Source organism: Micromonospora sp. NPDC048898 (assembly GCF_043198035.1).
In the GTDB taxonomy this organism is placed as follows: domain Bacteria; phylum Actinomycetota; class Actinomycetes; order Mycobacteriales; family Micromonosporaceae; genus Micromonospora.
On sequence record NZ_JBICUF010000001.1, the window covers coordinates 1236604 to 1258669 of the forward strand.

Sequence of the window (22066 nt, forward strand, 5' to 3'; positions counted from 1 at the left end):
TCCTGGCCGCCCGGCCGCCGTGTGGCCGTCGTGATTCGCGGGGGAGGCCATCGCGATCGGCGATACTGGGGAGGTGGAACTTCGCCAGCTCGACTATTTCGTCGCCGTCGCCGAGGAAGGCAGCATCAGCAGGGGTGCCCGGCGGCTGCTGGTAGCCCAGTCCGCGGTCTCCACCACGATCCAGAAGCTGGAGCGGGAGTTGGGGATGCCTTTGTTCTCGCGAGACTCTGCCGGGATCGTCCTCACCGATGCCGGCAGAGCGCTGTTACCCGAGGCCCGGGCGATGCTCATCGCCGAGCGCCGTGCCCGTGAGAGCGTCGATCAGGTACGCGGGGGCGTACGTGGGACTGTTCGCATCGGAACACTGGTTGCCATCGGCGCCCGGCCCGCCGCACGAGGACTGCTCGTCATTGACCTGCCGGCGATCCTGGGCCGGTTTCATGTGACCCATCCGCTGGTTACCTTCCAACTCCGCAGCGCGCAGCAGGGCTCCGCTGCCCACCTGGCCGCAGTGGTCGCTGACGAACTCGACCTCGCCCTGGTCGGAGCGGCGGACCCCCCGGCCGGGGTTCGGCTGCACCGGCTCGGCACGGTGCGGCTGTCATTTGTCTGCCACCGACGCCACCGCCTCGCCGATGCCTCCTCGGTCACCCTCGACGACCTGGCCGACGAGACGTTTGTCGACTTTCCTGTCGGGTGGGGTAACCGAATCCTCGCCGACCGGGCCTTCGCCAGCGCCGGCATCGTTCGCAACATCCCGTTCGAAGCAGCCGACGCTGACACCGCTCTCGGCCTCGTCCGCAACGGCCTCGGAGTCGCACTGCTGTCCCGGACCGGCATCGAGAGCGACGGCGTGTCGATCATCAACATTGTGGACGCCGATCTCGACCTCCCCGTCTCCGTCGCCGCACCCAACGATCGACAACTGTCGCCCGCCGCCTCGGCGCTTCTGGCGACCATCCTGCGCACCGCCAGTCGCTCGTAGGCCAGCCGCGGCACGCATGGCACTCGCCGTGCCCCATCGACACGGCGATGGTGCACGGCCGGGGCCTGCAGGTGCTGAGCCAACCGGCACCTTCGGCCGCTCGCAAGCCAAACATCGCGGCCTTCGACGTCCGCGCCTACCGCGAACCGAGCGCTTCGGATGGCGCCGGGCTCGTTGGTGCGTGCTCTCAGTGTCACGCCTCGGTTGAGACTGTCAGAATCCTGTCTGAGGAGCAGGTTCGCGGCGGCAAGGAGAAGGCATGAGTGACGGGAACGACAAGATCATCGTTGAGTTTCGCGCCAACGGTGGGCAGGTCGGCGGTCAGTTCGCTGGCGCACCGCTGCTGCTGTTGCACCGATCGGGACCAAGAGCGGCCAGCCCCGCGTCAACCCGATGATGTACCAGAAGGTGGACGGCGGCCACGCCGTGTCCGCGTCCAAGGGCGGTGCGCCCACCAATCCCGACTGGTACCACACCCTGCTTGCTCACCCCCGGTCCAAGCGGAACCCCATCTGCACGCCGTCGGGCCCTTGTGGCGGACGCCAAGGTCGGTGACCACCGTCCGCCCAACTGCTGGGTGACGCTGCCTGCCGCCGCCAGGATTTCCATGAAGGCTGGGCCCGGTGATGAACTCAACCATCGCATCGGCGGGTGTCGCCAGGGGTTGAGCAGCCAGATACAGGTGTCCGCGCTCGTGGGGCTTAGGGCCGGGGTCTTCATCACGCAGCACGCGTAGCTGTCGGCCAACGTCATGCTGTGTCTGGGGCTTCGTCCTGCTGACGAGACGCTGACAAATGATCAAGGGCGGGTTCCCCGTCATCCGGAAACCCGCCCTTGACCTGCTGCTTCTTGGTGGAGCTGAGGGGATTTGAACCCCTGACCCCCTCGATGCGAACGAGGTGCGCTACCAGTCTGCGCCACAGCCCCCCACCGGCGAACCGGCTTCGGTCCCACCCGGCTTACACCGGGCGGGCCGGCAGCAAGGCTAACAGGTCGCCGGCTCCCACCGCGAATCCGCCCCCGGTGCGGCGCTCCGCCCAACCCGGAGATCCACTCGGGTTCCTGCAAACCGGGGCATCCGGGACGCCCCGACACCCCACTTTCCTGAAACCCGAGTTGATCAAGCCACCGGCCGGGACCCAGGCCGAGCCACCGGCCGGGACCCAGGCCGAGCCACCGGCCGGGACCCAGGCCGGGACCCAAGGGCGTCGGCGGTCAGGCGCCTCGGCCGGCCTCGTAGGGGCGCCCGCGTAGCCCGCCGGACCGTCGGTACGAGACCGAGCCACCGTTGACCGCCGCTGGCAGGTCGCCGGGGCGGTCCAGGCCCATCGCGGCTCGGCGTACCCCCTCGCGTTGGGCCGCCAGGCGGCGCTGCGCCTCTCGGCGGGCCGCAGCCCGGCGGGCCTGTTCCCGGCGCACCTCGGCCTGCCGGGCGGCCAGCCAGGCCGCCTCCCGGGCCCGGGCGCGGCGGCGGCGACGCCCGGCGAGGGCGCGACCGCGCAGGTGGACGACGTAGACGGCCAGGAGCAGGAAGGTGACCGCGAAGCCGATCCAGAAACCGGGGCTGGCGAACAGCACGCCGACCAGCTCGACGACGTTGAGCAGCAGCAGAGCGGCGAGCACCCGACGACGCCGGTAGACGGCGGGGGTGTGCTGGCGGCGGGGCGGCGGGCGGCGGCGGGACCGCTTCGATGCCGGCGGCACGGCGCGCAGGCGACCGGAGCGGCGGCTGGCCGGAGGTGCGGAGACCGGTGCGGTCAACGCTCCGGTGGCCGCATCCTCGCTCAGGGTGACGACAAGTGCGCGCGGAGGGTGGACCGGGCTCCGACCCGGCACAGTACGGCGCCGCCGGCGGCGCTGGAGCACCCGCGCCGTCGACTGCGCCCGCTCCGCCACCAACCGCTCGGTGGCGTCGTACCGGCGAACCAGCGCCGGGGCCAGGGCGAGCAGGCCGGCGGCGGCGAGGACGGCGAGGAGCACCGAGGTCGGCACCCTCACCCCTCCCGTCACCGAATTCGGAGCAACCGTCGCCCGACCGCAGGATCTTCCACCGATCGCGCCTGGGTGCGTGGATCGTCCGGCCGGGGAGCGCTTGCCGCAGCTTGCAGTTACTTGAGGTTACGGCGCGCCGACCAGGATGCCGCCACGCCGCGCCGATCCCGTCCGTGGGACGGCCTCTACCGGGCGTTGGCGCGTACCCGATGCCAGCGGGCCAGCAGGCCACCCTCGGCGGCGATCTCCTCACTCGTCATCGCGTATCCGATGTGGTCGCGCCACGCGCCGTCGATGTGCATGTAGCGCACGTGGTACGACTCCTCGCGGAAGCCCAGCTTCTCCACCACCCGCCGCGACGGGCGATTCTCCGGGCGGATGTTGACCTCCACCCGGTGCAGCCCGCCCGGACCGAACGCGTGGTCCACGGCGAGGGCGAGCGCCGTCGGGATCACGCCCTGCCCGGCGACCCGGGCGTCCACCCAGTAGCCGACATAACCGGAGCAGAGCGCCCGTCGCACGATGCTGCCCACGTTGATGTGCCCGACCAGCCGGTCCCGGTTGGCCTCACGCAGGCAGACCGCGAATGGCATGCCGTCACCCGCTCGGGCCGAGCGTCGCTGGTCGCGGTGCACCCAGCGGAACGCGGCGGGTGAGTTCAGCTCGTCCCAGCCGCCGGGCAAGGATGACTCCCAGGGCGCCAGCCAGGCCCGGTTGGCCCGCCGGATCTCCGACCACGTGGCGGCGTCGGAGCGCCGGTAGGGCCGCAGCAACACGGGGCCGTCGGCCAACTCCACCGGCCAGCCGGGTGACCGCGCGGGTCCGAAGAGACTCACCCGCACAGTCTCCCGCGCGGGACCGTGTCGTGCGCAAGTGGACCCGCGGTGGTCCGGCGACCACGCGGCGCGGAGGCCGACCGCGAGCGGACCGAGCCGGCCGAGCGGACCGAGCCGACCGGGCCGACCGAGCGGACAACCGTCATCGGCGGCGGTCGAGCAGCAGGACGTCCACGGTGGAGCCGGCGGCGGCGGTGGTGACCCGCTCACCGAGCACCAGCAGCCCGTTGGCCTCGGCCAGCCCGGAGAGGGTGAAGGGCCCACCGCTGAGTGGCTGGACCGTGTATCCGCCACCGCGCCGCTCGGCGACGTGCGCCGGTCGGAATTCGCGCAACCCTGCCGGGGACGACACGGTCTCCAGCAGGTGCGCCCGCACGCTGGGACGGAACACCGGCTCGGCGCCGGCGAGCAGTTGGATGGCGGGGCGGGCCAGCACCTCGAAGCCGATCAGCGCGGCGCCCGGGTCGCCGGGCAGGCAGACCACCGGCACCTCCTCGGCGCCGACCGTGCCGAACCCGAGCGCGGTGCCGGGATAGAGCGCCACGTCGGTGAACGTGACCGGCCCGGCACGGCCGCCCTCGCGGCGGGACAGGATGCGGCGCACCATGTCGCCGGGGCCGGTGCCGGTGCCCCCGGTGGTGATGATGAGGTCGGCGCGCAGGGTCTGGTCCTCCAGCAGCCCGCGCAGCCCCTCCGGGTCGTCGTCGCAGATGCCCACCCGGTACGCCAGTGCGCCCACCTCGGCCGCGGCAGCGGTCAGCGCGTGCGAGTTCGCGTCGACGACCTGCCCGGGCTGACTGCCCCGACCCACGTCGACGAGTTCGTCACCGGTGGCCACGATGACCACCCGCGGACTGGGCCGGACGACCACGTGCCCGATGCCGGTGGCGGCGAAGACCGCGACCAGGGCCGGGGACACGTACGTGCCGGCCCGCGCCAGCAGGGTGCCGGCGGGCAGTTCCTCGCCGGCGCGGCGTACGCCGTACCCCCGCTTGGGGGTGCGGAAGATCTCCACCGCGGCCATGCCCTGGTCGGTCCACTCCACCGGGACCACGACGTCGGCGGCCACCGGCAGCGGCGCCCCGGCGGCCACCGAGAAGCACGAGCCCGGGGTGAGCCGCACCGGCCGCCAGCTCGCCGCCCCGAGATCGCCGACCACGTTGAGCCGGATGGTCCGGCCACCGCGCGTGCCGGAGGGGGCCGGGACGTAGCTCGGGCCCCGGCCCCCTCCGGAAATGTCCTCCCAGCGTGCCGCGTAGCCGTCCACTGCCGCCTGGTCGAAGGCCGGGAAGGCGTGCGGCGCGACGACGTCCTCGGCGAGGACGTTGCCGTGCGCCTGGGTGAGCTCGAGGTCGAGTGGCGGCAGCGCACGCAACCTGCGCAGCACGCTGCCCAGGTACTCGGCGAGCGGCGTCAACTCGTTCGCGGCCGCCTCGGCGTCGGCCGTCGCGGTCATGTACCAGATCCGCCTGCCGCGTCGGCCTTGACGAAGTCGGCCAGCCAGGACCGGAACTCGGTGCCCAGGTCCTCGCGCTCGGCGGCGATCTGCACCACCGTCTGGAGGTAGCCCAGCGGCATGCCGGTGTCGTAGCGGGTGCCCCGGTAGACGATCGCGTGCACCGGAGTGCCCTCGGTGCGCAGCAACTCCATCGCGTCGGTCAGTTGGATCTCGCCGCCGCTGCCCGGCTTGGTCCGCCGGATCGCGTCGAAGATCTTGCCGGGCAGCACGTACCGGCCGAGCACCGCGAGGTTGCTCGGGGCGTCCTGCGGCTGCGGCTTCTCCACCATCCCGGTCACCTTGACGACCTCACCGATGTCGGTCAGCTCCGCCTCGGCGGGCTCGACGGAGGCGATGCCGTACCGCTTGGTCTCGGCCGGGTCGACCTCGAAGAACGCGAGCACCACACCGCCGGTGCGGGCCTGCAGCTCCAGCATCGCCGGCAGCAGCGGCTCCGACGGCTTGACGAACTCGTCGCCGAGCAGCACCGCGAAGGGCTGGTCGCCGACGTGGGACTCGGCGTACCCGATGGCGTGGCCGAGCCCGAGCTGCTCGGGCTGCCGCACGGTGTAGATCTCCGCCAGCTCGCTGGGCCGACGCACCGCGGCCAGCCGCTCGGTGTCGCCCTTCTCCTCCAGCCTCGTCTCCAGGTCGGGGCGACGGTCGAAGTGGTCCACCATCGACGTCTTACCCCGACCGGTGATCAGCAACACGTCACCGATGCCGGCCTGGGTGGCCTCCTCGACGATGTACTGCAGAACCGGCCGGTCCACCACCGGCAGCAGCTCCTTGGGCACCGCCTTGGTGGCCGGCAGGAACCGGGTGGCCAGTCCGGCGGCCGGGATGACGGCCTTGACCGCCAGGGGACGGCCGGTCGCGGCGGCCGTCGATGAGGGGTTCGCTGAGTGCTCCGACATGCCGCGAGACTATCGGCCACGGCTCTGCCGCGGCGGGTGTGGCCCAGAAGACGCGCCGCCACCCGGCCCCGGCCGCGCCCCATCCGGCCCGGCTCGGGCCGCATCCGCGTCGATGTCCGCCGGGTCGTCGGCCGGGTCGGGCCAGGCGTGCGCGGGCGACCCCTCCGGTACGCCCACCGCCGGCTCCGACCGGGCGGTCCCGCCCGGCTCCCGGTTGGCAGGCACCGGCTGGCCGGCGCGCGGCAGCCCGTCGGGTGGGCTCACGGCCCCCGCGAGCACCGGAATCTCCCGCGTCGCCGCCTCCGGGCGTACCTCGGCGACCCGGTACGTGTCGCGGCCGGCGGCCTTGGCCGCGTAGAGCGCGTCGTCGGCAGCCTCCAGCACCTCCCGCCCGGTGCTGCCGTTGTCCGGGTAGACGGCGATGCCCACCGACACCGTCACCACCACCGGCCCGGCGTACGCCTCGACGGCGATCGGCGTCTCGCGGATCGCCGCGCCGAGCCGCTCGGCCACGATCGCCGCACCCCGCGCGTCGGTCTCCGGCAGCAGCAGCACGAACTCCTCACCGCCCTGCCGGAAGGCCAGGTCGACCTCACGGATCTCGCCGCGCACCCGCCGGGCGAACTCGGCGAGCACGGTGTCCCCCGCGGCGTGCCCGTACGTGTCGTTGACGTCCTTGAACCGGTCGAGGTCCAGGGCGAGGACGCTGAGCATCCGCCCGAAGCGGCTGGCCCGTTCCACCTCCCGCCGGATCGACTCGCGCAGGTAGCGGTAGTTCCACAGTCCGGTCAGCGGGTCGGTGAGGGAGAGTCGTTGGGCCTCCTCGTGCACCCGGACGTTGTCGACAGCCACCGCCGCGTGGCCGGCGAAGGTGCGCAGGGTGACCAGGTCGTCGTCGTCGAACTCGTCGGCGCCCAACCGGTCGTACAGGGCCAGCACGCCGAGCGCCGCCGCCACGCCGGCCTCGTCGGCGGCGCATCCGCCGAGGGTGGCCGCGGCGGTTCCCGGGGCGGCGAACGGGACCGCCACGTACGTGCGGCAGCGTGGCTCGACCGACGGGGCGTCGGTCGGCTCCGCCCTGCCCCGCTGCGGTTCCCCGGTGGCGGCGACGGCGCCGACGACGCCGACGCCCACCGGCACCCGGAGCGTCGGCGACCCGTCCGCGTCCACCTCCGGCCAGCGCCCGTCCAACCCCTCGGTGCACTGCGCGACGAGCACCCCGCCGGTCTCCACCAGCAGCACCGCGCCGGCACGCGCGCCGGTGGCGCCGATGGCGCTGCGCAGGATCACCCGCAGGATGCGTTGCAGGTCGTGCGTGCTGGCCAGGGTGTCGCCGAGCACCGCGAGGTGACCGCGGAGCTGGTCGCGGTTGCTGGTCAGCGCCGCGACGTAGGAGCCGGTCTCCCGGGTCATCCGGTTGAACGCGGCGGCCAGCCGGCCCAGTTCGTCGCGGCTGCGTACCGGCACGCGGGCGGTCAGGTCGCCGTGGGCCACCCGGTCGACCGCACCGGCCAACTCCACCAACGGCCGGGTGGTCACCCGGGCCAGCCGCCAGGCGGTCAGCACGGCGAGCAGCGCGGCCACCACGACCACCCCGATCAGCGTGGCGTGCAGCCCCGGCGGTCGCTCACTGGGCACGGAGACCACCAGGGGCAGCGGCTGCGCGTCCGACGGGCCGATCCTGCGCACGTACCGGCCCTGGCTGGTCTCGGTCACCCGCTCGCCGTCGGCGGTGCTGGCGGCGGCCAGCACCGCGTCGCGTACCTCCCGGGACTCGGTCGTGTGGGTGACCCGCGCGGCGCTCGCTCCGCTGTCGAGCAGGGTGACCGCCACCCCGGTCACCGCCGCCAGCCGGGCCACGAAGGCCGGGTCGACGAGTTGCGCGGCGGTCACCGTGCCCAGCAGCGCGCCGGCGCGGTCGCGGAGGTCGACGTGGGCGGCCAGCGCGCGGACCGGACTTGTCACCTCCGTGGCCGGGCCGGTGCAGTCCCGCCACGGGGTCGACGGCGCGCCGGGCGAGACGTAGCTGACCTGGCCGGCCACGTCGGTGATCAGCACCGCGGTGACCAGGCCCCGGCCGACCAGTTGCGCGGCGGCGACGGCCGGATCGGTGGTGAGGGCCACCACGTCGGCGGCGGCCCGGAGCTGCTGGCAGAGCGCGTCGACCGAGGTCCGCACGGTGGACGCCGCCACCGCCAGGCGCTCGGTGGAGCGGCTGCGGTCGACGGCGGTGACGGTGGAGGCGACGAAGAGCGCGCCGAGCAGGACCGGGCCGAGCACCACCACGAGGAAGGCTGCCGTCAACCGCCCGCGTAGCGTCACTCGGTCCCCCCGGAAGTTCCGCCTCCGTTGCTTGCGATGCTGACACAGTGCAACCGTGGGAGAGGCGTTGCGTCAGGAGTGTTGCGTGGCGGAATTTTCTGATGAAGCGGAAGTGACACGTGCGGCGAAGCGGGACGCCCGGGTCGAGCTGCTTGCCCGCCGCCGGTCGCTGAGCGGTCCGGCCCGGGCCGTCGCCGCCGGGCGCGTGCAGGCCGAGCTGGTCACGCTGGTACGCCGACTGCGCCCGCGCCGGATGACGGCGTACGTGCCGGTCGGCTCCGAACCGGGTGGCGCGGACCTGGCGGAGGTGCTGCGGGCGGCACTTCCCGCCGACGCCGAGTTGCTGCTGCCGGTGCTCCTCGACGACCTGGATCTGGACTGGGCGGCGTATACCGGGCCGGGGGCCCTGATCGCCGCGGGTCGGGGTATCCGGGAGCCATCCGGGGCCCGCCTCGGGGTGGCCTCCGTGGCGGAGGCGGAGCTGGTGGTCGTACCGGCTCTCGCGGTCGACCGCCTCGGTCGGCGACTCGGGCGCGGCGGCGGCTCGTACGACCGGGCACTCGCCCGGGTGCCCGAGGCGACGCTGACGGTGGTGCCCCTGCACGACGGTGAGCTGGTCGAGGCGCTGCCGGCGGAACCGCACGACCGTCGTGTCCGCGCGGTCGTCACCCCCGCCGACGGGGTGCGTACGCTTGACGCCGGCCCGGGTGCCCCGCACGGTGTCGCGCCCCACACGTCCGCTGGACGAACCCGGGGCGAATGACGCACCATTGGCACTCGAATACGTCGAGTGCCAACTGGCTGAGCCCAGATCCGGAGGAGAACGTGCCCACGTACCAGTACGCCTGCACCACGTGCGGTCACCAGCTCGAGGCGGTGCAGTCCTTCTCTGACGAGCCGCTGACCGAGTGCCCGGCGTGTCAGGGGCGGCTGCGCAAGGTCTTCAACTCGGTCGGCATCGTCTTCAAGGGCTCGGGCTTCTACCGCACCGACTCGCGGGCGTCCGGCTCCGAGGCGACCGCCGGCGGCACGGCCAGCAAGCCGGCGAAGTCCGAGTCGTCGTCCTCGTCCTCGGGTGGCGACTCCGGGTCGTCGGGTTCGTCCTCGTCGTCGGGTTCGTCCTCGGGTTCGTCCTCGTCGTCGGGCTCGTCGTCCGGGTCGTCCTCGTCGGGCTCGTCCTCGTCCGGCGGGTCGAGCGGCGGCAAGGCCCCGGCGGCCAGTTCCGCGTCCTGACCCGCCCGCTGCGCCTCGGTCGGCAGCAGGACCTTGATCAACTCGGGTTCATGAAAGTCGCGCTATCCAAGCTGGCCGGACACCCCGGTTTCCGTGAAGCCGAGTTGATCACCGACCTGCGCACCGCTGCCGACCCGACCAAGGCCGGGCGGTCAGCCCCAGTGCGGAGGGCGTTCGGCGAGCAGCCAGTCGTCGTTGCCGTCCACCCGCTCGCCCCAGCCCCGGTCGGTGTCGTCGGAGGTCTGCTCGGGCAGCACCACGAGGTCTTCGCTCAGGTCGACGGTGCGGTCGTCGTCGCCGCGCGCGGCCGGGGTGCCGGGGTCCATGGTGCTCACGAGCGGCAAGACTAGCGCAGCGGACCGTCGCCGACGGTGGCACGCCGTGCAGAAACGGACGGGCCGCCGGCCGCGTTGGTAGCGTCGGACGGCGTGACGACCCCCAGCGGTGGCAGCAACCCGGACGACTACTGGCGACGGCCCGGCACCGGTGACGACGCGGTGGCCGACCAGCCCTCCGCCCCGTCCACCAACACGCCGGCGAGCGGGTATGCCGGCCCGCCGCCGAGCGTGCCGCCGCCCAGCGGCTGGCGACCACCCGTACACCTGCGGCCGGCACCGCCGCGACGGCTGCCGCCGCAGGACATGGCCGACCTGGACGTGGCTGAGCAGCGCTCGCAGCGGGTCACCTACGGCTTCGGTGTGGCGGCCGGCGTGGTGCTGGTGGTCGTGGTCTGCCTGCTCTGCTCGCGGATCATCTTCTAGAGCGGCGAGCGGAGCAGGTCAGAGGGTGGTGCCCCAGACGGCCTCGGCGCCGCTGTGGCCGGTCAGGTAGACGTAGACCAGGGCGGCGATGGACAGCGCCACGACCGCCACCGCCAGCACGGGGGTGACGAGCGCCGGCAGTTGCGGCACCCGGGGGTGCCCACTTGTCGCCACCAGCAGGAGGATGGCCACGATCCCGAGCGACACCACGATGCGGAACAGGATGTCGCCGTAGCGGGAGTGCTCGAAGATCTGGTCGAGGATCTGACCCTGGAAACCCCGGGCGACAAGCGCGTCGGTGAACGCCTCACCCGACTTGACGGCCACGAAGGCGGTCACCGGCGCGGCCACGGCGAGGAGGCCCAGGGCCCAGTCCAGCCGCTGCCGCCACCGCGGCAGCCCCACGTACGCGATGGCCAACACCGCCAGCAGCGGCACGAACACGACAACCGCGTGGACCACCATCACGTGCGCCGGTAGACCCAGGATCTCCTCGAACATCGAACCCCTCCAGGTGGATCATGGTCAGGAGAGGGTCAGCGTACGGTCCGCCGGCCGCCCCCCAGGCTCTCGACCGGTCACACGCGCGCGGTGTCGATCGGGTTCACTGTTGGAGGGCCGCGCCCCTGATCTTCGTGGCTGTGTCGGTGACCACCCGAGCCGGGCGACGGTTGTCGATGCTGGTCGCGCGTGCTGTCATTGGCGAATGTCCGCCGAGGAGCTGCTGCGATCGAAGGGCCTGCGTGTCACGCGGCCACGCCTCGCGGTGCTCGACGTGCTGGCCGGCGGAGGCCACCTGGAGGTCGACGAGACCAGCCGGCGCGTCCGGGAACGCCTCGACTCGGTCTCCACCCAGGCGGTGTACGACGTGCTGGGTGCCCTGTCCCGGGCCGGGCTGTCCCGCCGGATCGAGCCGGCCGGCGGCCCCGCCCGTTACGAGGCACGCGTCGGCGACAACCACCATCACGTGGTCTGCCGAAGCTGCGGCGAGATCGCCGACATCGACTGCGCGGTGGGCAGCGCGCCCTGTCTGGAACCGAACGTGTCGCACGGGTTCGAGGTGGACGAGGCGGAGGTGACCTTCTGGGGTCTCTGCCCGGACTGCCGGGCGCGCCGCTCCGCCGACGTGTGACCCGGCGGCATCGACGGGACGTGCCCGGCGGGGTCGGCTCGCGCGTGGCACTCTTGGGCGGTGGACTCCGATGACCTCGGCCTCTTCGGTCCGGGTTCGGTCACGTGGAAGGTGCACGAGGAGCCGATCCTGATCGTCGCCGGCCTGCGCTCGCTCTACCTGCAGGCGTTGCATCCCCGGGCGATGGCCGGGGTCGCGCAGAACAGCAACTACCGCACCGACGCCTGGGGTCGCCTGGTCCGCACCTCGACCTACGTCGCGACCACCGTCTACGGGACCACCGCCGAGGCGGAGGCGGCCGGCGCCCGGCTGCGCCGGCTGCACAACCGGCTGCGCGCCACCGACCTGTTCAGCGGCGAGGAGTTCCGGATCGACGAACCGGACCTGCTGCGCTGGGTGCACGTCACCGAGGTCGAGTCGTTCCTCGACACGGCCCGGCGAGCCGGGCTGCCGCTCACCGACGACGAGGTGGACGGCTACTACACCGAGCAGCGCCGCGCGGCCGCCCTGGTCGGTCTGGACCCGGCCACCGTGCCCGGCACCGCGGCCGAGGTCGCCGACTACTACGAGGCGGTACGCCCGCAGTTACGGATGACCCGGGAGGCCGCCGAGACGGCGCTCTTCCTCACCGCCCCGCCGCTGCCGTGGAAGCTCAGCCTGCCGGCCCGGTTGGGGCTCACCCTCGGCCCACCACGCTGGGCGTACCTGGGGATCGCCGGCACCGCCTTCGCGCTGCTGCCGGCCTGGGCGCGCCGGATGTACGGCGGGTTCGGTCTGCCCACCACCGCGGTGTCGGCGGACCTGACGGTACGCGCGCTGCGGCTCGCGTTCGCTGCCGTGCCCCGCCGCTATCTGGAGGGGCCGTTGATCCAGGCCGCCAAGGAGCGGGCCGCCCGTCACGCCGCCACCTCGCTGGCCGGCTGACCCGGCCGTCGCGGTCGCAGGTCAGCCGTCGGCGGGCCGGTCCATGGCCGCCCACGGCTCCTTGCCCGGCACCTGCGCCCCGGTCGGGCAGTGCCGCCGGAAGTCGCACCAGCCACAGCGGGGGCCGGGTGCCACCGGAAACGCCTCGTCCGCGTCGGTGCCGTCCGCGACCGCCCGTTCGGCGGCCATGATGTCGCGGGCCGTCTCCTCCGCGCGGGTCAACTGCCGGGCCAGCGACTCGACGGTGTGCTCGTGGCCGGCGACCGTGCCGGTCGGCAGGTGGTGCAGCTCCACCCGACGGCACGGCTTGCGGAACACCCGCTCGGCCGCGTACGCGTAGAGCGCCAACGCCTGCGAACCCCGGGCGTCGTCCGTGTCCAGACCGGTGCGACCGGTCTTGTAGTCGACGATGACCAGCTCGGGCCCGTCCGGACCGGGACGCGAGTCGATCCGGTCGGCGCGGCCGTTGAACGCCAGCACGGCGGTCTTGACCGCCACCACCCGCTCCACGCCGAGCGGGTCGGCATCCGGCTCCAGCGTCTCGACGTAGCCCTCCAACCAACCCAACGCCCGCCGGAAGGCGGACCGCTCCTGCTCGTCGTCGCGGTAACCCTCGCGGACCCAGGTGCCCTTGAGCAGAGTGGCCAACGCTTCGGGGCGGCGCCGGTCGGCAGGCAGCGCATACCAGTTTTTCAGGGCGGTGTGCACGCTGGCACCGAGCGAGTTGTGCGCCCACGGCGGGCCCTTGGGCGGGGCCGGGCGGTCGACGTAGGAGTAGCGGTAGCGGCGTGGGCAGTCCGCGTACGCGCCGAGTTTGCTCGGTGTGCAGACGAAGAGGCGCTCCGGCATGCCCTCGAAACCGAGCTGCTCGGCGCCGCCGGCGCGCTGTCGGGGAGCCCGGCCACCGGCCGCCGGCCGTCCCGCTGAGGAGGATCGTCGCACGCCTGCGATCCTGCCATCCACCCCCGACACCGTGCGGGAGCCGGTCAGGTCATGTTCACGTACTGGGTGACGAAGGCGAACACCGCGTCGGCGATGAGCTGCACGGCGATCGCCGCCAGCAGCAGGCCGGCGATCCTGGTCAGCACCTCGATCCCGCCCGGGCGGAGGATCTTCACGATGCCGCCGGAGAAGCGGAGGACGATCCAGACCGCGAGCATCACGGCGAGGATCGCCACGGCGATGGCCGTGAAATCGCCGAACCCGTCGGCCTGCTGAACGAAGAGCATGGTCGCCACGATGGCGCCCGGGCCGGCCAGCAGCGGGGTGCCCAGTGGCACCAGGGCGATGTTCGAGGTGGCGTCCGAGCTCGGGCCGTCGGTCTTTCCGGTGAGCAACTCCAGTGCGACGAGCACGAGCAGCAACCCACCGGCGGCCTGCAACGCCGGCAGGTCCACGTGCAGGTAGTCCAGCAGGGTCTGCCCCGCCACGGCGAAGACCACGATCACGCCCAACGCCAGCGTGACGGCCTGCCAGGCGGCCCGGTTGCGGTCGCGGGCCGGCAGCGGGCCGGTCAGCGCCAGGAAGATCGGCATCATGCCCGGCGGGTCGGTGATCACCAGCAGAGTCACGAAGACCTCGCCGAACAGCTTCAGATCCACGTGATCAACCTAGCCGCGCCGCAGTGGGCGAAATACCCGGATCACCCCGAAGCGACCTCGGTCACCCCGGCGGCGACGATCCGCTCGTACGCATCGACGCCCGTCGTGAAGGCACCGAGCTGGACGGTCTTGTGGGTTCCGTGGAAATCCGACGAGCCGGTGACGAAGAGGCCCAGCTCGGCGGCGAGCGCCCGGACGTGCTCCCGTTCGGCCGGGCTGTGGTCCTCGTGGTCGGCCTCGAGCCCGGCCAGCCCCGCGGCGGCCAGCTCGGCGATCAACTCGTCGGGCACCACCCGACCGCGCCGGGTGGCCCGGGGATGGGCGAAGACCGGCACGCCACCGGCCGACCGGACCAGGTGGATCGCCCGGAACACGTCGATGTCGTCCTTGGGCAGCCGGTAGCGTTCGCCCAGCCAGTCCGGGCCGAATGCCTCCCGGGTGCTGCCGACCAGGCCGGCCCGGATCAACGCCTGCGCGATGTGCGGGCGGCCCACGGTGCCGCCGGCGGCACCCGCCAGGATGTCCGGCCAGCTCACGTCGATGCCGTCGGCGCGCAGCAGCGCGACGATCCGTTCGCCGCGCTCCTCTCGGGCGGCCCGCACCCGGCCCAGCTCGGCCACCAGTTCCGGGTGCTCCGGGTCGAACAGGTACGCGAGCAGGTGCAGCGGCACCGCAGGCCGAGTGCCGGACCACCGGCAGGACAGCTCCGCGCCCCGGACCAGGCGTAGCCCCGGCGGTAGCGCGTCCACGGCCGGCGCCCAGCCGGCGGTGGTGTCGTGGTCGGTGATCGCGAGCACGTCCAGCCCCGCCGTGGCGGCAGCGCGTACCAGGTCAGCCGGGGGCAGCGTGCCGTCGCTGGCAGTCGAGTGGGCGTGCAGGTCGATACGCGGGGCGGAGCCGGTACGCGAGGTCACCGCCCGACGCTACCGAGGAACAACCGAGCCCGGCTCACGGAGGCCACCTCGACCGCGCGGGTCAGAAGTCGGCCACCAGGACCGGCCGGTCCCCGGCCGACACACCGGACACGGCGGCGGGACTGGCGGGTGTTCCTGCCCGCGCCTGGCCGACGTCGACCCGGACCAGCGCGCCGGAACCATCGAGGTAGGAGGCGTGGGACTCGTCACTCCAGACGATCGCGCCCGTCATCGGCGGCCCGGCCGGGACGGCTGTCGTGTTCGGCCCGAGCCGCCGCAGGTCGACAAGCAGCGCCCGGGTGGCCTCGCCGACCCGCCCGTTCACCAGCAGCCACCGCCCGTCGGCGGAGACCGCGCCGACTCCGTCCTGGCCGAGGTCCGGCCCGCAGCCGGTCTGGATCGGGTCCAGCTGACGTGTCGGGTCGAGCAGGGCCAGGCAGGACCGGCCCGGATCGGCCGTGGAGATCTGCCCGACGAGCCGCCCGTCGGGCAGCCGGCCGTAGAAGTTGAGGCTTTCCTGGTCGACGGCCTCGGTCAACTGCCCCACGCCGGGCCGCCACAGGGTGTGGCCGGCCTCCGCCGGGTCGGGTCGGACCAGCACGCTGTCGCCGACGAACCGGACGGGCACCGCCCCGGCGGGCACCGGGGTGCGCGCCGCCCCGATGAGCTGATTGCCGACCACGCCCGCCACCAACAGGTCGCTGCCGTCCCGCCAGGCGACCTGGGCGCTGTCCGCCGCCAGGACGATCGGACCGGCTCCGGCCAGCAACACCTGCACGAGACCGTCGCCCTGCACGGTCCAGAGGGAGCGGCCGGCGGCGGTCGGCGTGCCGACCACCAGCCAACCGTTGCCACCGGGCAGGAGTTGGGCACGTTCGGCCGGCCCGACGTCGTGCAGCACCAGCCGTCGACCGTCGGCGCTGACAAGCGTCTCGCTCCCGAGCAGACTCGCCGACGGGCCGGGTGCGGGATCGGTGCCGGGCGCACTGGCCGTCGGGATGGGCCGGCTGGCCAGGTCCGGATCACCGATCACCACGATCGGCGTCCCGTCGCGCCCGGTCTCGGCACCGAGCCGCGCCATGCCGGCGCTGAGCAGGACGGTGACGACCGCCGCGACGGCGACACCAGCCGCGGTACGCCGACGCCGGATCCGGTTCGCGCGGCGGATGGCCTGGCCCGCCGGGTCGACGCCCAGTGGGCGGGCAAGGGCGACCTGGTGCGAGAGGGTCTCCCGCACCGCACCTTCCAGCTCGTCCGGCCGCACCTGGTAAGAACGCCGCGGCCCGTCCGTCAGGTTGTCGGACTGGCCGGGAAAAGCGTTCACTGCGGTTCCCCGGAGCCCGTGCCGACGGGCACGGCCGCCGGGGCGGAGGGGAGCACGACCTGCGGACCGATCGGCTGCGGCGCGGCCGGACGGGGCACGGGTCGGTCGACCGCCTGCCGGGCTGTCGGCGTGGCGGCGGCACCGGCGGCCGGAACCCGACCGCTGGGGGCACCCGAGCCGCCGGACCGGGCGGCGCCGGCTGCCGACCGGCCGGTACCGGCTGACGCCGACCGAGGGGCGTTGCCGGCGGTGGCCGACCGACCGGCGCGGCCGCTGGCGGTCAGGTCCGGTGCGTCGGCGCCCATCCGACGGCGCAGCGTGGCCAGCGCTCGGGACGCCTGGCTCTTCACCGTGCCCGGGGAGATGTCCAGCATCGCGGCGGTCTGCGCCTCCGACATGTCCTCGTAGTAGCGGAGCACCAGCACCGCCCGCTGGCGTTGGGGCAGCAGCCGGAGATGCCGCCAGAGCAGATCCCGGTCGAGTTGCTGCGAGATCTCGTCGACACCGGCCCGCTCCGGCAGCACCTCGGTGGGGCGTTCACCGTGCCAGCGTCGGCGCCACCAACTCGTCGATGTGTTGACCATCACACGTCGGGCGTACGGCTCGACGGCCTCGATCCCCCCGAGCCGCTTCCACGCCAGGTAGGTCTTGGTCAGTGCCGTCTGGAGCAGATCCTCGGCCGTGGCCCAGTCGCCGGTGAGCAGATAGGCGGTGCGCAGGAGCGCGGCGGAGCGGGCCGCGACGAACTCGCGGAACTGCTCCTCCAACGAGTCCCTGCTCGCCACCGCCCACCTCCACACCCCAGCCGTCCTGGCAGAGTGCCACGTCAGAGGCGGTCTGGTCCATGACGAAAGGTGCGCACTTGCTCCGATGTTCGGTCGAAAACCTTCACGCCCCGTCGTCGGCCTTGGCCTCGTCGGCCTCCTTGCCGAGCCGGGCCTCGACCGCCTGCGGCTCGTACATCTCCTCGACCACACGCAGGTAGAGCTCGTTCGGGTTGGGCAGATTCTTGATCTCGCGGAGCGCCTGCTCCTGGCCGGCGGACTCCAGCACGAAGGTGCCGTAGTTGAGCGCGCGACCGGTCGGCGTCTGCTCGTACTTCATGTCGGTGACCCGGACCAGCGGCATCATCGCCACCTTGCGGGTGACGATGCCGTTGACCACCATGACCCGCTTGTTGGTCAGGATGAAACGGTCATACCACCAGTCGGCGACCTTCCACGCCACCCAGCCCATCACCCCGAACCAGAGCAGCACGGCGATGGTGGTCAACGCGCCGACGTCGTTGCCGGCGAGGAAGCCGGAGAGATAGCCGAGCACGAAGGTCGCCGCGACGCCGATGAGCAGCGGGTTGGTGAGGTGGATCCAGTGCCGCTTCCACTCACCCCGGTAGCGCTCGGTGGGGAAGAGGTAGCGGGCGACGAGCGAGCTGGGCTCGTCTTCCAGGGGCAGCACCCGCCGTGGAGTCGCACCTGTCGCGTCGGCGCGCAACCCCGCCAGCTCGTCCTCGGAGATCTGCGGCTGCTGGTAGCCGGCCTCCGGATCACGAACCCACGTTCGACCCGACCGACCCTGGCCGGCATAGCCGGGCCCGTCGCCATAGCCGACGTCGTCCGAAAGGGACGGACCGTCGGACAGGCCGGGACCGGCCCCGTAGCCCGGGCCGTCATCAGGCCCGATCCGCGGGATCGGCTCGGTGTCGCGCTCGCGACGCTCCCGGTCGGGGTCGTCCGGGTCGAAGGGTGGTCCGGAGGGGCTGCCCATCGGCGGTTAAGCGACGAGGCTGGTGAAGAAGTCGCCGAACCCTTGGGCAATATCCATGATCCCGCCGCCGAGCGACTTGAACACGTCTGCCGCAGAGTTTGGCCGATAGGCGACGAAGAAGATCAAGAATGCAACTCCGGCCCAGGTGAGGACCTTCTTGACCATGGCGGGCCATCCTCTCGCGCGGCGCCGGGTCCCATTACCGCAGCGGCACCCAGAGTATCAGTGTGGTGTCGTACAGTGAATATCTGCGTCCGTTCTCCGTCAATCCGGATGGGTTGTCAAGCCCTCCCGGACAAATACGGGCACGGTGCGCCGTACACGAGCTCGGGCGGAGTCCACTCGGTCAGGTCGTGTAACACGACATCTTCCGCGAGCAGATGACCCGCACTCGCCGGCCAGGCTATCGCATGGAGCCACATTCCCCGAGCCTCGCCGGCGTACGCGCTTCGATCTGTTGGAGAATTCACCAACCACAGTGGAGTTGGGTGCCCGCCGACCCTGATCCTGGCCTGGCCCACATGATCGGGGTGACCCGGCCCCGGGTCGGTCAGCGCGTCGGCCAACTCCGGCCCCGGATCCGGGCCGGCCAGACCGGCGAGCCGGGTGCCCAGGCCGACGCCCGGCTCCTCGGCCACGAAGACCAGATCGGCCGGGCCGCCGCCGAGTGGCGCCGGGCCCGCGCAGGCCACCGCGGTCGCCCGCACACCCGTCCGCTCGTCCCCGGCGTACGCCACGCCGGTGAGAGTCCAGCCGGTGGGCAGCGGCCACGGGCACCACAACGGTGTCACCGGCGGATCCGCGGTCGTGGTGATCCGTTCCACCACGCTCGCCACGATCTCCGCTCCGATGTGCTCGGGCACGTGCAGCGGCGGCACCGGGCCGCACCGCAGACACCTCGAGTCGGTGTGCATCAGATCCGGCGCCCGTACCGGGCCCCCGCATCTCGGACAACTCACCGCGACACTCACATCCCCACCGTTCTCCGGTACCGCCGGCACGTCAAGCCGGAACGTCCGATTCGGCACCGGGCGTGGCTCAGTCCGGTGGCGTGCCGGCGTGGGCACGAATCCAGGCGTGCATCGCGATACCGCTGGCCACGCCCGCGTTGATCGACCTCGTCGAGCCGTACTGGGCGATGGAGTAGAGCCTGTCGCACGCGGCCCGGGCGGGCGCGGAGAGACCGGGCCCCTCCTGGCCGAACAGCAGCACACAGTGCCGGGGCAGGGTGCCGGTCTCCAGCGGGCGTGACCCGGGCAGGTTGTCGATGCCGAACACCGGCAGCCGGCGCTCCCCCGCCCAGGCGACGAACTCCTCGATCGTCTCGTGGTGCCGCACGTGCTGGTAGCGATCGGTCACCATGGCGCCGCGCCGGTTCCACCGACGCCGCCCGACGATGTGCACCTCGGCGGCGTTGAACGCGTTGGCGTTGCGGACCACCGTGCCGATGTTGAAGTCGTGCTGCCAGTTCTCGATCGCGACGTGGAAGCCGTGCCGGTGCCGGTCCAGGTCGGCGACGATCGCCTCGTGCCGCCAGTAGCGGTAGCGGTCGACGACGTTGCGCCGGTCCCCCTCCGCCAGCAACTGCGGGTCGTACCGTGGGTCGTCCGGTGGGTCCCCCGGCCAGGGGCCCACGCCCACCTCAGGCTGGTCGTCGGTCACGGTCATCAGAGGGTACGGACCGGGCCAGGGCGCGGTGCGACGGCCCGCCGGTCAGCCCAGGCCGAGCGCCGCACCGAGGTGGTCCAGGAAGCGCCGGTCGGCCGGGGTGGTGGGTTGGTCCTCCCGGCGCTCGCCGGGGCCGGGCACCGCCCGACAGACCCGGGCCGCGACCGACTGCACCCACTGGCGGTACGCGGCCGAGTCCGCCGGGTCGGCGCGCCGCCTGAGGACCCGGCTCGCGGCCCGACAGGCGGCCAGCAGGCCCACCAGGTCGGTGAGCCGTTCGGCGGGCGGTGGGGTGCCGTCGGGACGGGCGTAGATCGCGGCGACCACCGCGCGGACCAGATCGCTGTCGAAGGCTCGGCCCGCGGCCACGGCGTCCAGGCCGGCCAGATTCGCCAGGACCCCCCGGTCCGTGCGACCGGGGCCGGAAGCCGCCGCGGTCACGAGAACCCGACCGGGCAGGCTGATGAGCAGATCCCACTCGGTGGCTGAGTAGACAGCGGTGGTCAGGGGTGCGGCGCGGCGGCCGGCAGAGGGCGGCTCTCCGGCGACGGAGTGGCTCATCGGAACCTCCGGCGCCAGCATATGTCCCCCGCGACCCGGACAGCGCCCCTTCCCGCAGACCCGCTGTCGCGAGAGGGCACCTGGAGTGCGGCGGCCGGGCCGTTCAGCGTGGCTCGGGGAAGCTGGGCCGCTCGGGGTCCACTCCGTCGGGGATGGCGCTGGCCGCGTACTCCCGTTTGGGGACCATGACCTTGCGCCGGAAGACGCAGACCATCGTGCCGTCCTGGTTGTAGCCACGGGTCTCCACCGACACCACGCCCCGGTCGGGCTTCGAGCCGGACTCACGCTTGTCCAGCACTGTGGTCTCGCCGTAGATGGTGTCGCCGTGGAAGGTCGGCGCGACGTGTCGCAGCGACTCGACCTCGAGGTTGGCGATCGCCTTCCCGCTCACGTCGGGCACCGACATGCCGAGCAGCAGCGAGTAGATGTAGTTGCCGACCACGACGTTGCGCTTGAACTGGCTGGCCGTCGCCGCGTAGTGCGCGTCCAGGTGCAGCGGGTGGTGGTTCATGGTGAGCAGGCAGAAGAGGTGGTCGTCGTACTCGGTCACGGTCTTGCCCGGCCAGTGCCGGTAGACCGCGCCGACCTCGAACTCCTCGTAGTAGCGGCCGAACTGCATCCTGGTCCCCTTCGACGGGCGGCGATGGAGTTCGGCACAGCATGCCTTACCGAAGGTTAAGGAAACCGGCCGGGAGCGGCGACGGCGGAAATGTCACACCGGTCACTCACCAGGGGGGAGACGCAATGAGCGGCGGGGCCCTCCCCGGCACCCGCCGCCCACGCTCTGATGCGGTGAATTCTGCCCTACGGAAGCGTAGGTCCAACAGAGATCGAGGTCACATTTATCTTTTTGTAACACTACTCTCGGTGACGGACCGGAGGTTGATCGGCGATCTCCGCAGGCCGGATACCTCCTCGTCAGGTGCCAAGTTACCGATTCGTAGAGCTCCGACGGGTGGATCTCCCTGGAACCGCTCCCATCACCGCAGGTCACGCAAGTGCGTCATGCATTTGCGTTCCGCAGATCGAGATGAACAGACGTGGGTCGATGACTCCCGACACCCACCGGCAGGCTGGTCACGTTTCGGGCCCGACCGCCCGGGAATTCGATACGGTCAGCCCTGGTTCTACGGGACGTAGACAAACCGCGGTGATCGGAGAGTGCAATGGCAACCGTTGAGCTGACCTCGGCGAACTTCGACGAGGTGACCGGCAACGACGGCATCGTCCTGGTCGACTTCTGGGCCGACTGGTGTGGTCCGTGCAAGCGGTTCGCTCCGGTCTACGAGCGCTCCTCGGAGAAGCACCAGAACATCGTCTTCGGCAAGGTCGACACCGAGGCTCAGCAGGAGCTGGGCGCCAAGTTCGACATCCGGTCGATCCCGACGATCATGGCGATCCGCGACGGCGTGATCGTCTTCTCCCAGCCGGGCGCCCTTCCGGAGTCCGCTCTGGAAAACCTGATCGAGCAGGTCGAGGCCCTGGACATGGACGACGTTCGTAAGCAGTTGGCCGAGCACAAGCACTGAGTCGTCGCCACGACGGCATCCGAAGGCCGGGCCCGACACGGGTCCGGCCTTCGACGTCCCGCTCCGTGATCACCTGCCTGGGCAGGCCCAACTGACCGTCGGAGG

25 protein-coding genes, 1 tRNA gene and 2 pseudogenes are annotated in these 22066 nt (G+C 72.3%); 8 read left to right on the forward strand and 20 right to left on the reverse strand.

What is annotated here, in order from left to right; all coding sequences use genetic code 11:
• Positions 1 to 73 precede the first annotated feature (73 nt).
• Together ACGFIQ_RS05795 and ACGFIQ_RS05800 are read left to right on the forward strand one after the other, a co-directional pair.
• The gene (locus ACGFIQ_RS05795; protein ID WP_393239671.1) at positions 74 to 985 is read left to right on the forward strand and encodes a LysR family transcriptional regulator; all 912 of its coding nucleotides are present in this window, start codon (positions 74 to 76) and stop codon (positions 983 to 985) included.
• 259 nt (positions 986 to 1244) lie between these two features.
• Positions 1245 to 1486, forward strand: a pseudogene (locus tag ACGFIQ_RS05800) (nitroreductase/quinone reductase family protein); the annotation flags it as partial.
• 349 nt (positions 1487 to 1835) lie between these two features.
• Here the strand turns inward: ACGFIQ_RS05800 and ACGFIQ_RS05805 are convergent.
• From ACGFIQ_RS05805 to ACGFIQ_RS05830, 6 genes are all read right to left on the reverse strand, one after another.
• Positions 1836 to 1912 (reverse strand) — tRNA-Ala (locus ACGFIQ_RS05805).
• 288 nt (positions 1913 to 2200) lie between these two features.
• Positions 2201 to 2983: a hypothetical protein gene (locus ACGFIQ_RS05810; protein ID WP_393239674.1), complete on the reverse strand. Its 783-nt coding sequence runs from the start codon at positions 2981 to 2983 to the stop codon at positions 2201 to 2203.
• A gap of 179 nt (positions 2984 to 3162) precedes the next feature.
• Positions 3163 to 3813, reverse strand: coding sequence for a GNAT family N-acetyltransferase (locus ACGFIQ_RS05815; RefSeq protein ID WP_393239677.1), 651 nt, complete (start codon positions 3811 to 3813; stop codon positions 3163 to 3165).
• Positions 3814 to 3955: 142 nt separating this feature from the next.
• Positions 3956 to 5269: a gephyrin-like molybdotransferase Glp gene (glp, locus tag ACGFIQ_RS05820; protein ID WP_357557648.1), complete on the reverse strand. Its 1314-nt coding sequence runs from the start codon at positions 5267 to 5269 to the stop codon at positions 3956 to 3958.
• Positions 5266 to 6228, reverse strand: a complete 963-nt coding sequence (locus tag ACGFIQ_RS05825; RefSeq protein ID WP_393239681.1) for a UTP--glucose-1-phosphate uridylyltransferase — start codon at positions 6226 to 6228, stop codon at positions 5266 to 5268. The genes glp and ACGFIQ_RS05825 overlap by 4 nt, the downstream gene beginning before the upstream one ends.
• A gap of 9 nt (positions 6229 to 6237) precedes the next feature.
• Positions 6238 to 8550, reverse strand: coding sequence for a diguanylate cyclase (locus ACGFIQ_RS05830; protein ID WP_393239684.1), 2313 nt, complete (start codon positions 8548 to 8550; stop codon positions 6238 to 6240).
• An 85-nt stretch (positions 8551 to 8635) separates the two neighbouring features.
• Between ACGFIQ_RS05830 and ACGFIQ_RS05835 the strand changes: the two genes are divergently transcribed.
• Positions 8636 to 9313 carry a 5-formyltetrahydrofolate cyclo-ligase gene (locus ACGFIQ_RS05835; RefSeq protein ID WP_393239687.1) on the forward strand — a complete coding sequence of 226 codons (678 nt, stop codon included), beginning with the start codon at positions 8636 to 8638 and terminating at the stop codon, positions 9311 to 9313.
• A pseudogene (locus ACGFIQ_RS05840) lies at positions 9310 to 9516 on the forward strand (FmdB family zinc ribbon protein); the annotation flags it as partial. The gene ACGFIQ_RS05835 and the pseudogene ACGFIQ_RS05840, both read left to right, overlap by 4 nt.
• Before the next feature lie 14 nt (positions 9517 to 9530).
• On the opposite strand, the gene ACGFIQ_RS05845 reads toward ACGFIQ_RS05840, so the two are convergent.
• Both ACGFIQ_RS05845 and ACGFIQ_RS05850 read right to left on the reverse strand, forming a co-directional pair.
• The gene (locus tag ACGFIQ_RS05845) at positions 9531 to 9824 is read right to left on the reverse strand and encodes a hypothetical protein (protein WP_393240395.1); all 294 of its coding nucleotides are present in this window, start codon (positions 9822 to 9824) and stop codon (positions 9531 to 9533) included.
• Positions 9825 to 9935: 111 nt separating this feature from the next.
• Positions 9936 to 10118, reverse strand: coding sequence for a hypothetical protein (locus tag ACGFIQ_RS05850; protein WP_357075746.1), 183 nt, complete (start codon positions 10116 to 10118; stop codon positions 9936 to 9938).
• Between the two features lie 93 nt (positions 10119 to 10211).
• Here ACGFIQ_RS05850 and ACGFIQ_RS05855 point away from each other — a divergent pair, with 93 nt between their 5' ends.
• Positions 10212 to 10544 (forward strand): hypothetical protein, encoded by a 333-nt coding sequence (locus ACGFIQ_RS05855; protein WP_393239689.1) that lies wholly within the window; start codon positions 10212 to 10214, stop codon positions 10542 to 10544.
• Between the two features lie 18 nt (positions 10545 to 10562).
• Here the strand turns inward: ACGFIQ_RS05855 and ACGFIQ_RS05860 are convergent, their stop codons facing one another.
• Positions 10563 to 11045, reverse strand: a complete 483-nt coding sequence (locus ACGFIQ_RS05860) for a DUF2231 domain-containing protein (protein ID WP_393239692.1) — start codon at positions 11043 to 11045, stop codon at positions 10563 to 10565.
• 205 nt (positions 11046 to 11250) lie between these two features.
• Between ACGFIQ_RS05860 and ACGFIQ_RS05865 the strand changes: the two genes are divergently transcribed.
• Both ACGFIQ_RS05865 and ACGFIQ_RS05870 read left to right on the forward strand, forming a co-directional pair.
• Positions 11251 to 11676, forward strand: a complete 426-nt coding sequence (locus ACGFIQ_RS05865; protein ID WP_393239695.1) for a Fur family transcriptional regulator — start codon at positions 11251 to 11253, stop codon at positions 11674 to 11676.
• A gap of 60 nt (positions 11677 to 11736) precedes the next feature.
• Complete coding sequence (locus ACGFIQ_RS05870) at positions 11737 to 12600, forward strand: oxygenase MpaB family protein (protein WP_393239698.1); 864 nt, start codon at positions 11737 to 11739, stop codon at positions 12598 to 12600.
• A gap of 21 nt (positions 12601 to 12621) precedes the next feature.
• On the opposite strand, the gene ACGFIQ_RS05875 is transcribed toward ACGFIQ_RS05870, so the two are convergent.
• The 11 genes from ACGFIQ_RS05875 to ACGFIQ_RS05925 all read right to left on the reverse strand — a co-directional run bounded on the left by ACGFIQ_RS05875 (position 12622) and on the right by ACGFIQ_RS05925 (position 21051).
• Positions 12622 to 13542 carry a RecB family exonuclease gene (locus ACGFIQ_RS05875; RefSeq protein ID WP_393239701.1) on the reverse strand — a complete coding sequence of 307 codons (921 nt, stop codon included), beginning with the start codon at positions 13540 to 13542 and terminating at the stop codon, positions 12622 to 12624.
• A gap of 44 nt (positions 13543 to 13586) precedes the next feature.
• Positions 13587 to 14201 (reverse strand): MarC family protein, encoded by a 615-nt coding sequence (locus ACGFIQ_RS05880; RefSeq protein WP_393239704.1) that lies wholly within the window; start codon positions 14199 to 14201, stop codon positions 13587 to 13589.
• 41 nt (positions 14202 to 14242) lie between these two features.
• Positions 14243 to 15115 carry a PHP domain-containing protein gene (locus ACGFIQ_RS05885; protein ID WP_393239707.1) on the reverse strand — a complete coding sequence of 291 codons (873 nt, stop codon included), beginning with the start codon at positions 15113 to 15115 and terminating at the stop codon, positions 14243 to 14245.
• A 61-nt stretch (positions 15116 to 15176) separates the two neighbouring features.
• Positions 15177 to 16439 (reverse strand): hypothetical protein, encoded by a 1263-nt coding sequence (locus tag ACGFIQ_RS05890; RefSeq protein ID WP_393239709.1) that lies wholly within the window; start codon positions 16437 to 16439, stop codon positions 15177 to 15179.
• Positions 16436 to 17224 (reverse strand): SigE family RNA polymerase sigma factor, encoded by a 789-nt coding sequence (locus ACGFIQ_RS05895; protein WP_393239712.1) that lies wholly within the window; start codon positions 17222 to 17224, stop codon positions 16436 to 16438. Before ACGFIQ_RS05895 ends, ACGFIQ_RS05890 begins: the two co-directional genes overlap by 4 nt.
• 103 nt (positions 17225 to 17327) lie before the next feature.
• Complete coding sequence (locus tag ACGFIQ_RS05900) at positions 17328 to 18203, reverse strand: PH domain-containing protein (RefSeq protein ID WP_393239715.1); 876 nt, start codon at positions 18201 to 18203, stop codon at positions 17328 to 17330.
• 6 nt (positions 18204 to 18209) lie between these two features.
• Positions 18210 to 18368, reverse strand: a complete 159-nt coding sequence (locus tag ACGFIQ_RS05905; protein ID WP_170285364.1) for a hypothetical protein — start codon at positions 18366 to 18368, stop codon at positions 18210 to 18212.
• Positions 18369 to 18484: 116 nt separating this feature from the next.
• Positions 18485 to 19231, reverse strand: a complete 747-nt coding sequence (locus tag ACGFIQ_RS05910; RefSeq protein ID WP_393239718.1) for a DUF6758 family protein — start codon at positions 19229 to 19231, stop codon at positions 18485 to 18487.
• Positions 19232 to 19241: 10 nt separating this feature from the next.
• Positions 19242 to 19865, reverse strand: coding sequence for a TrmH family RNA methyltransferase (locus ACGFIQ_RS05915; protein WP_393240381.1), 624 nt, complete (start codon positions 19863 to 19865; stop codon positions 19242 to 19244).
• A gap of 51 nt (positions 19866 to 19916) precedes the next feature.
• Complete coding sequence (locus ACGFIQ_RS05920; protein ID WP_393239721.1) at positions 19917 to 20453, reverse strand: hypothetical protein; 537 nt, start codon at positions 20451 to 20453, stop codon at positions 19917 to 19919.
• An 82-nt stretch (positions 20454 to 20535) separates the two neighbouring features.
• Entirely contained in the window at positions 20536 to 21051 is a 516-nt protein-coding gene (locus ACGFIQ_RS05925; RefSeq protein ID WP_393239724.1) for a MaoC family dehydratase, read from the reverse strand.
• A gap of 547 nt (positions 21052 to 21598) precedes the next feature.
• Here ACGFIQ_RS05925 and trxA point away from each other — a divergent pair.
• On the forward strand, positions 21599 to 21961 hold the full coding sequence (trxA, locus tag ACGFIQ_RS05930; RefSeq protein ID WP_393239727.1) for a thioredoxin: 363 nt from the start codon (positions 21599 to 21601) through the stop codon (positions 21959 to 21961).
• Positions 21962 to 22066: the final 105 nt, after the last annotated feature.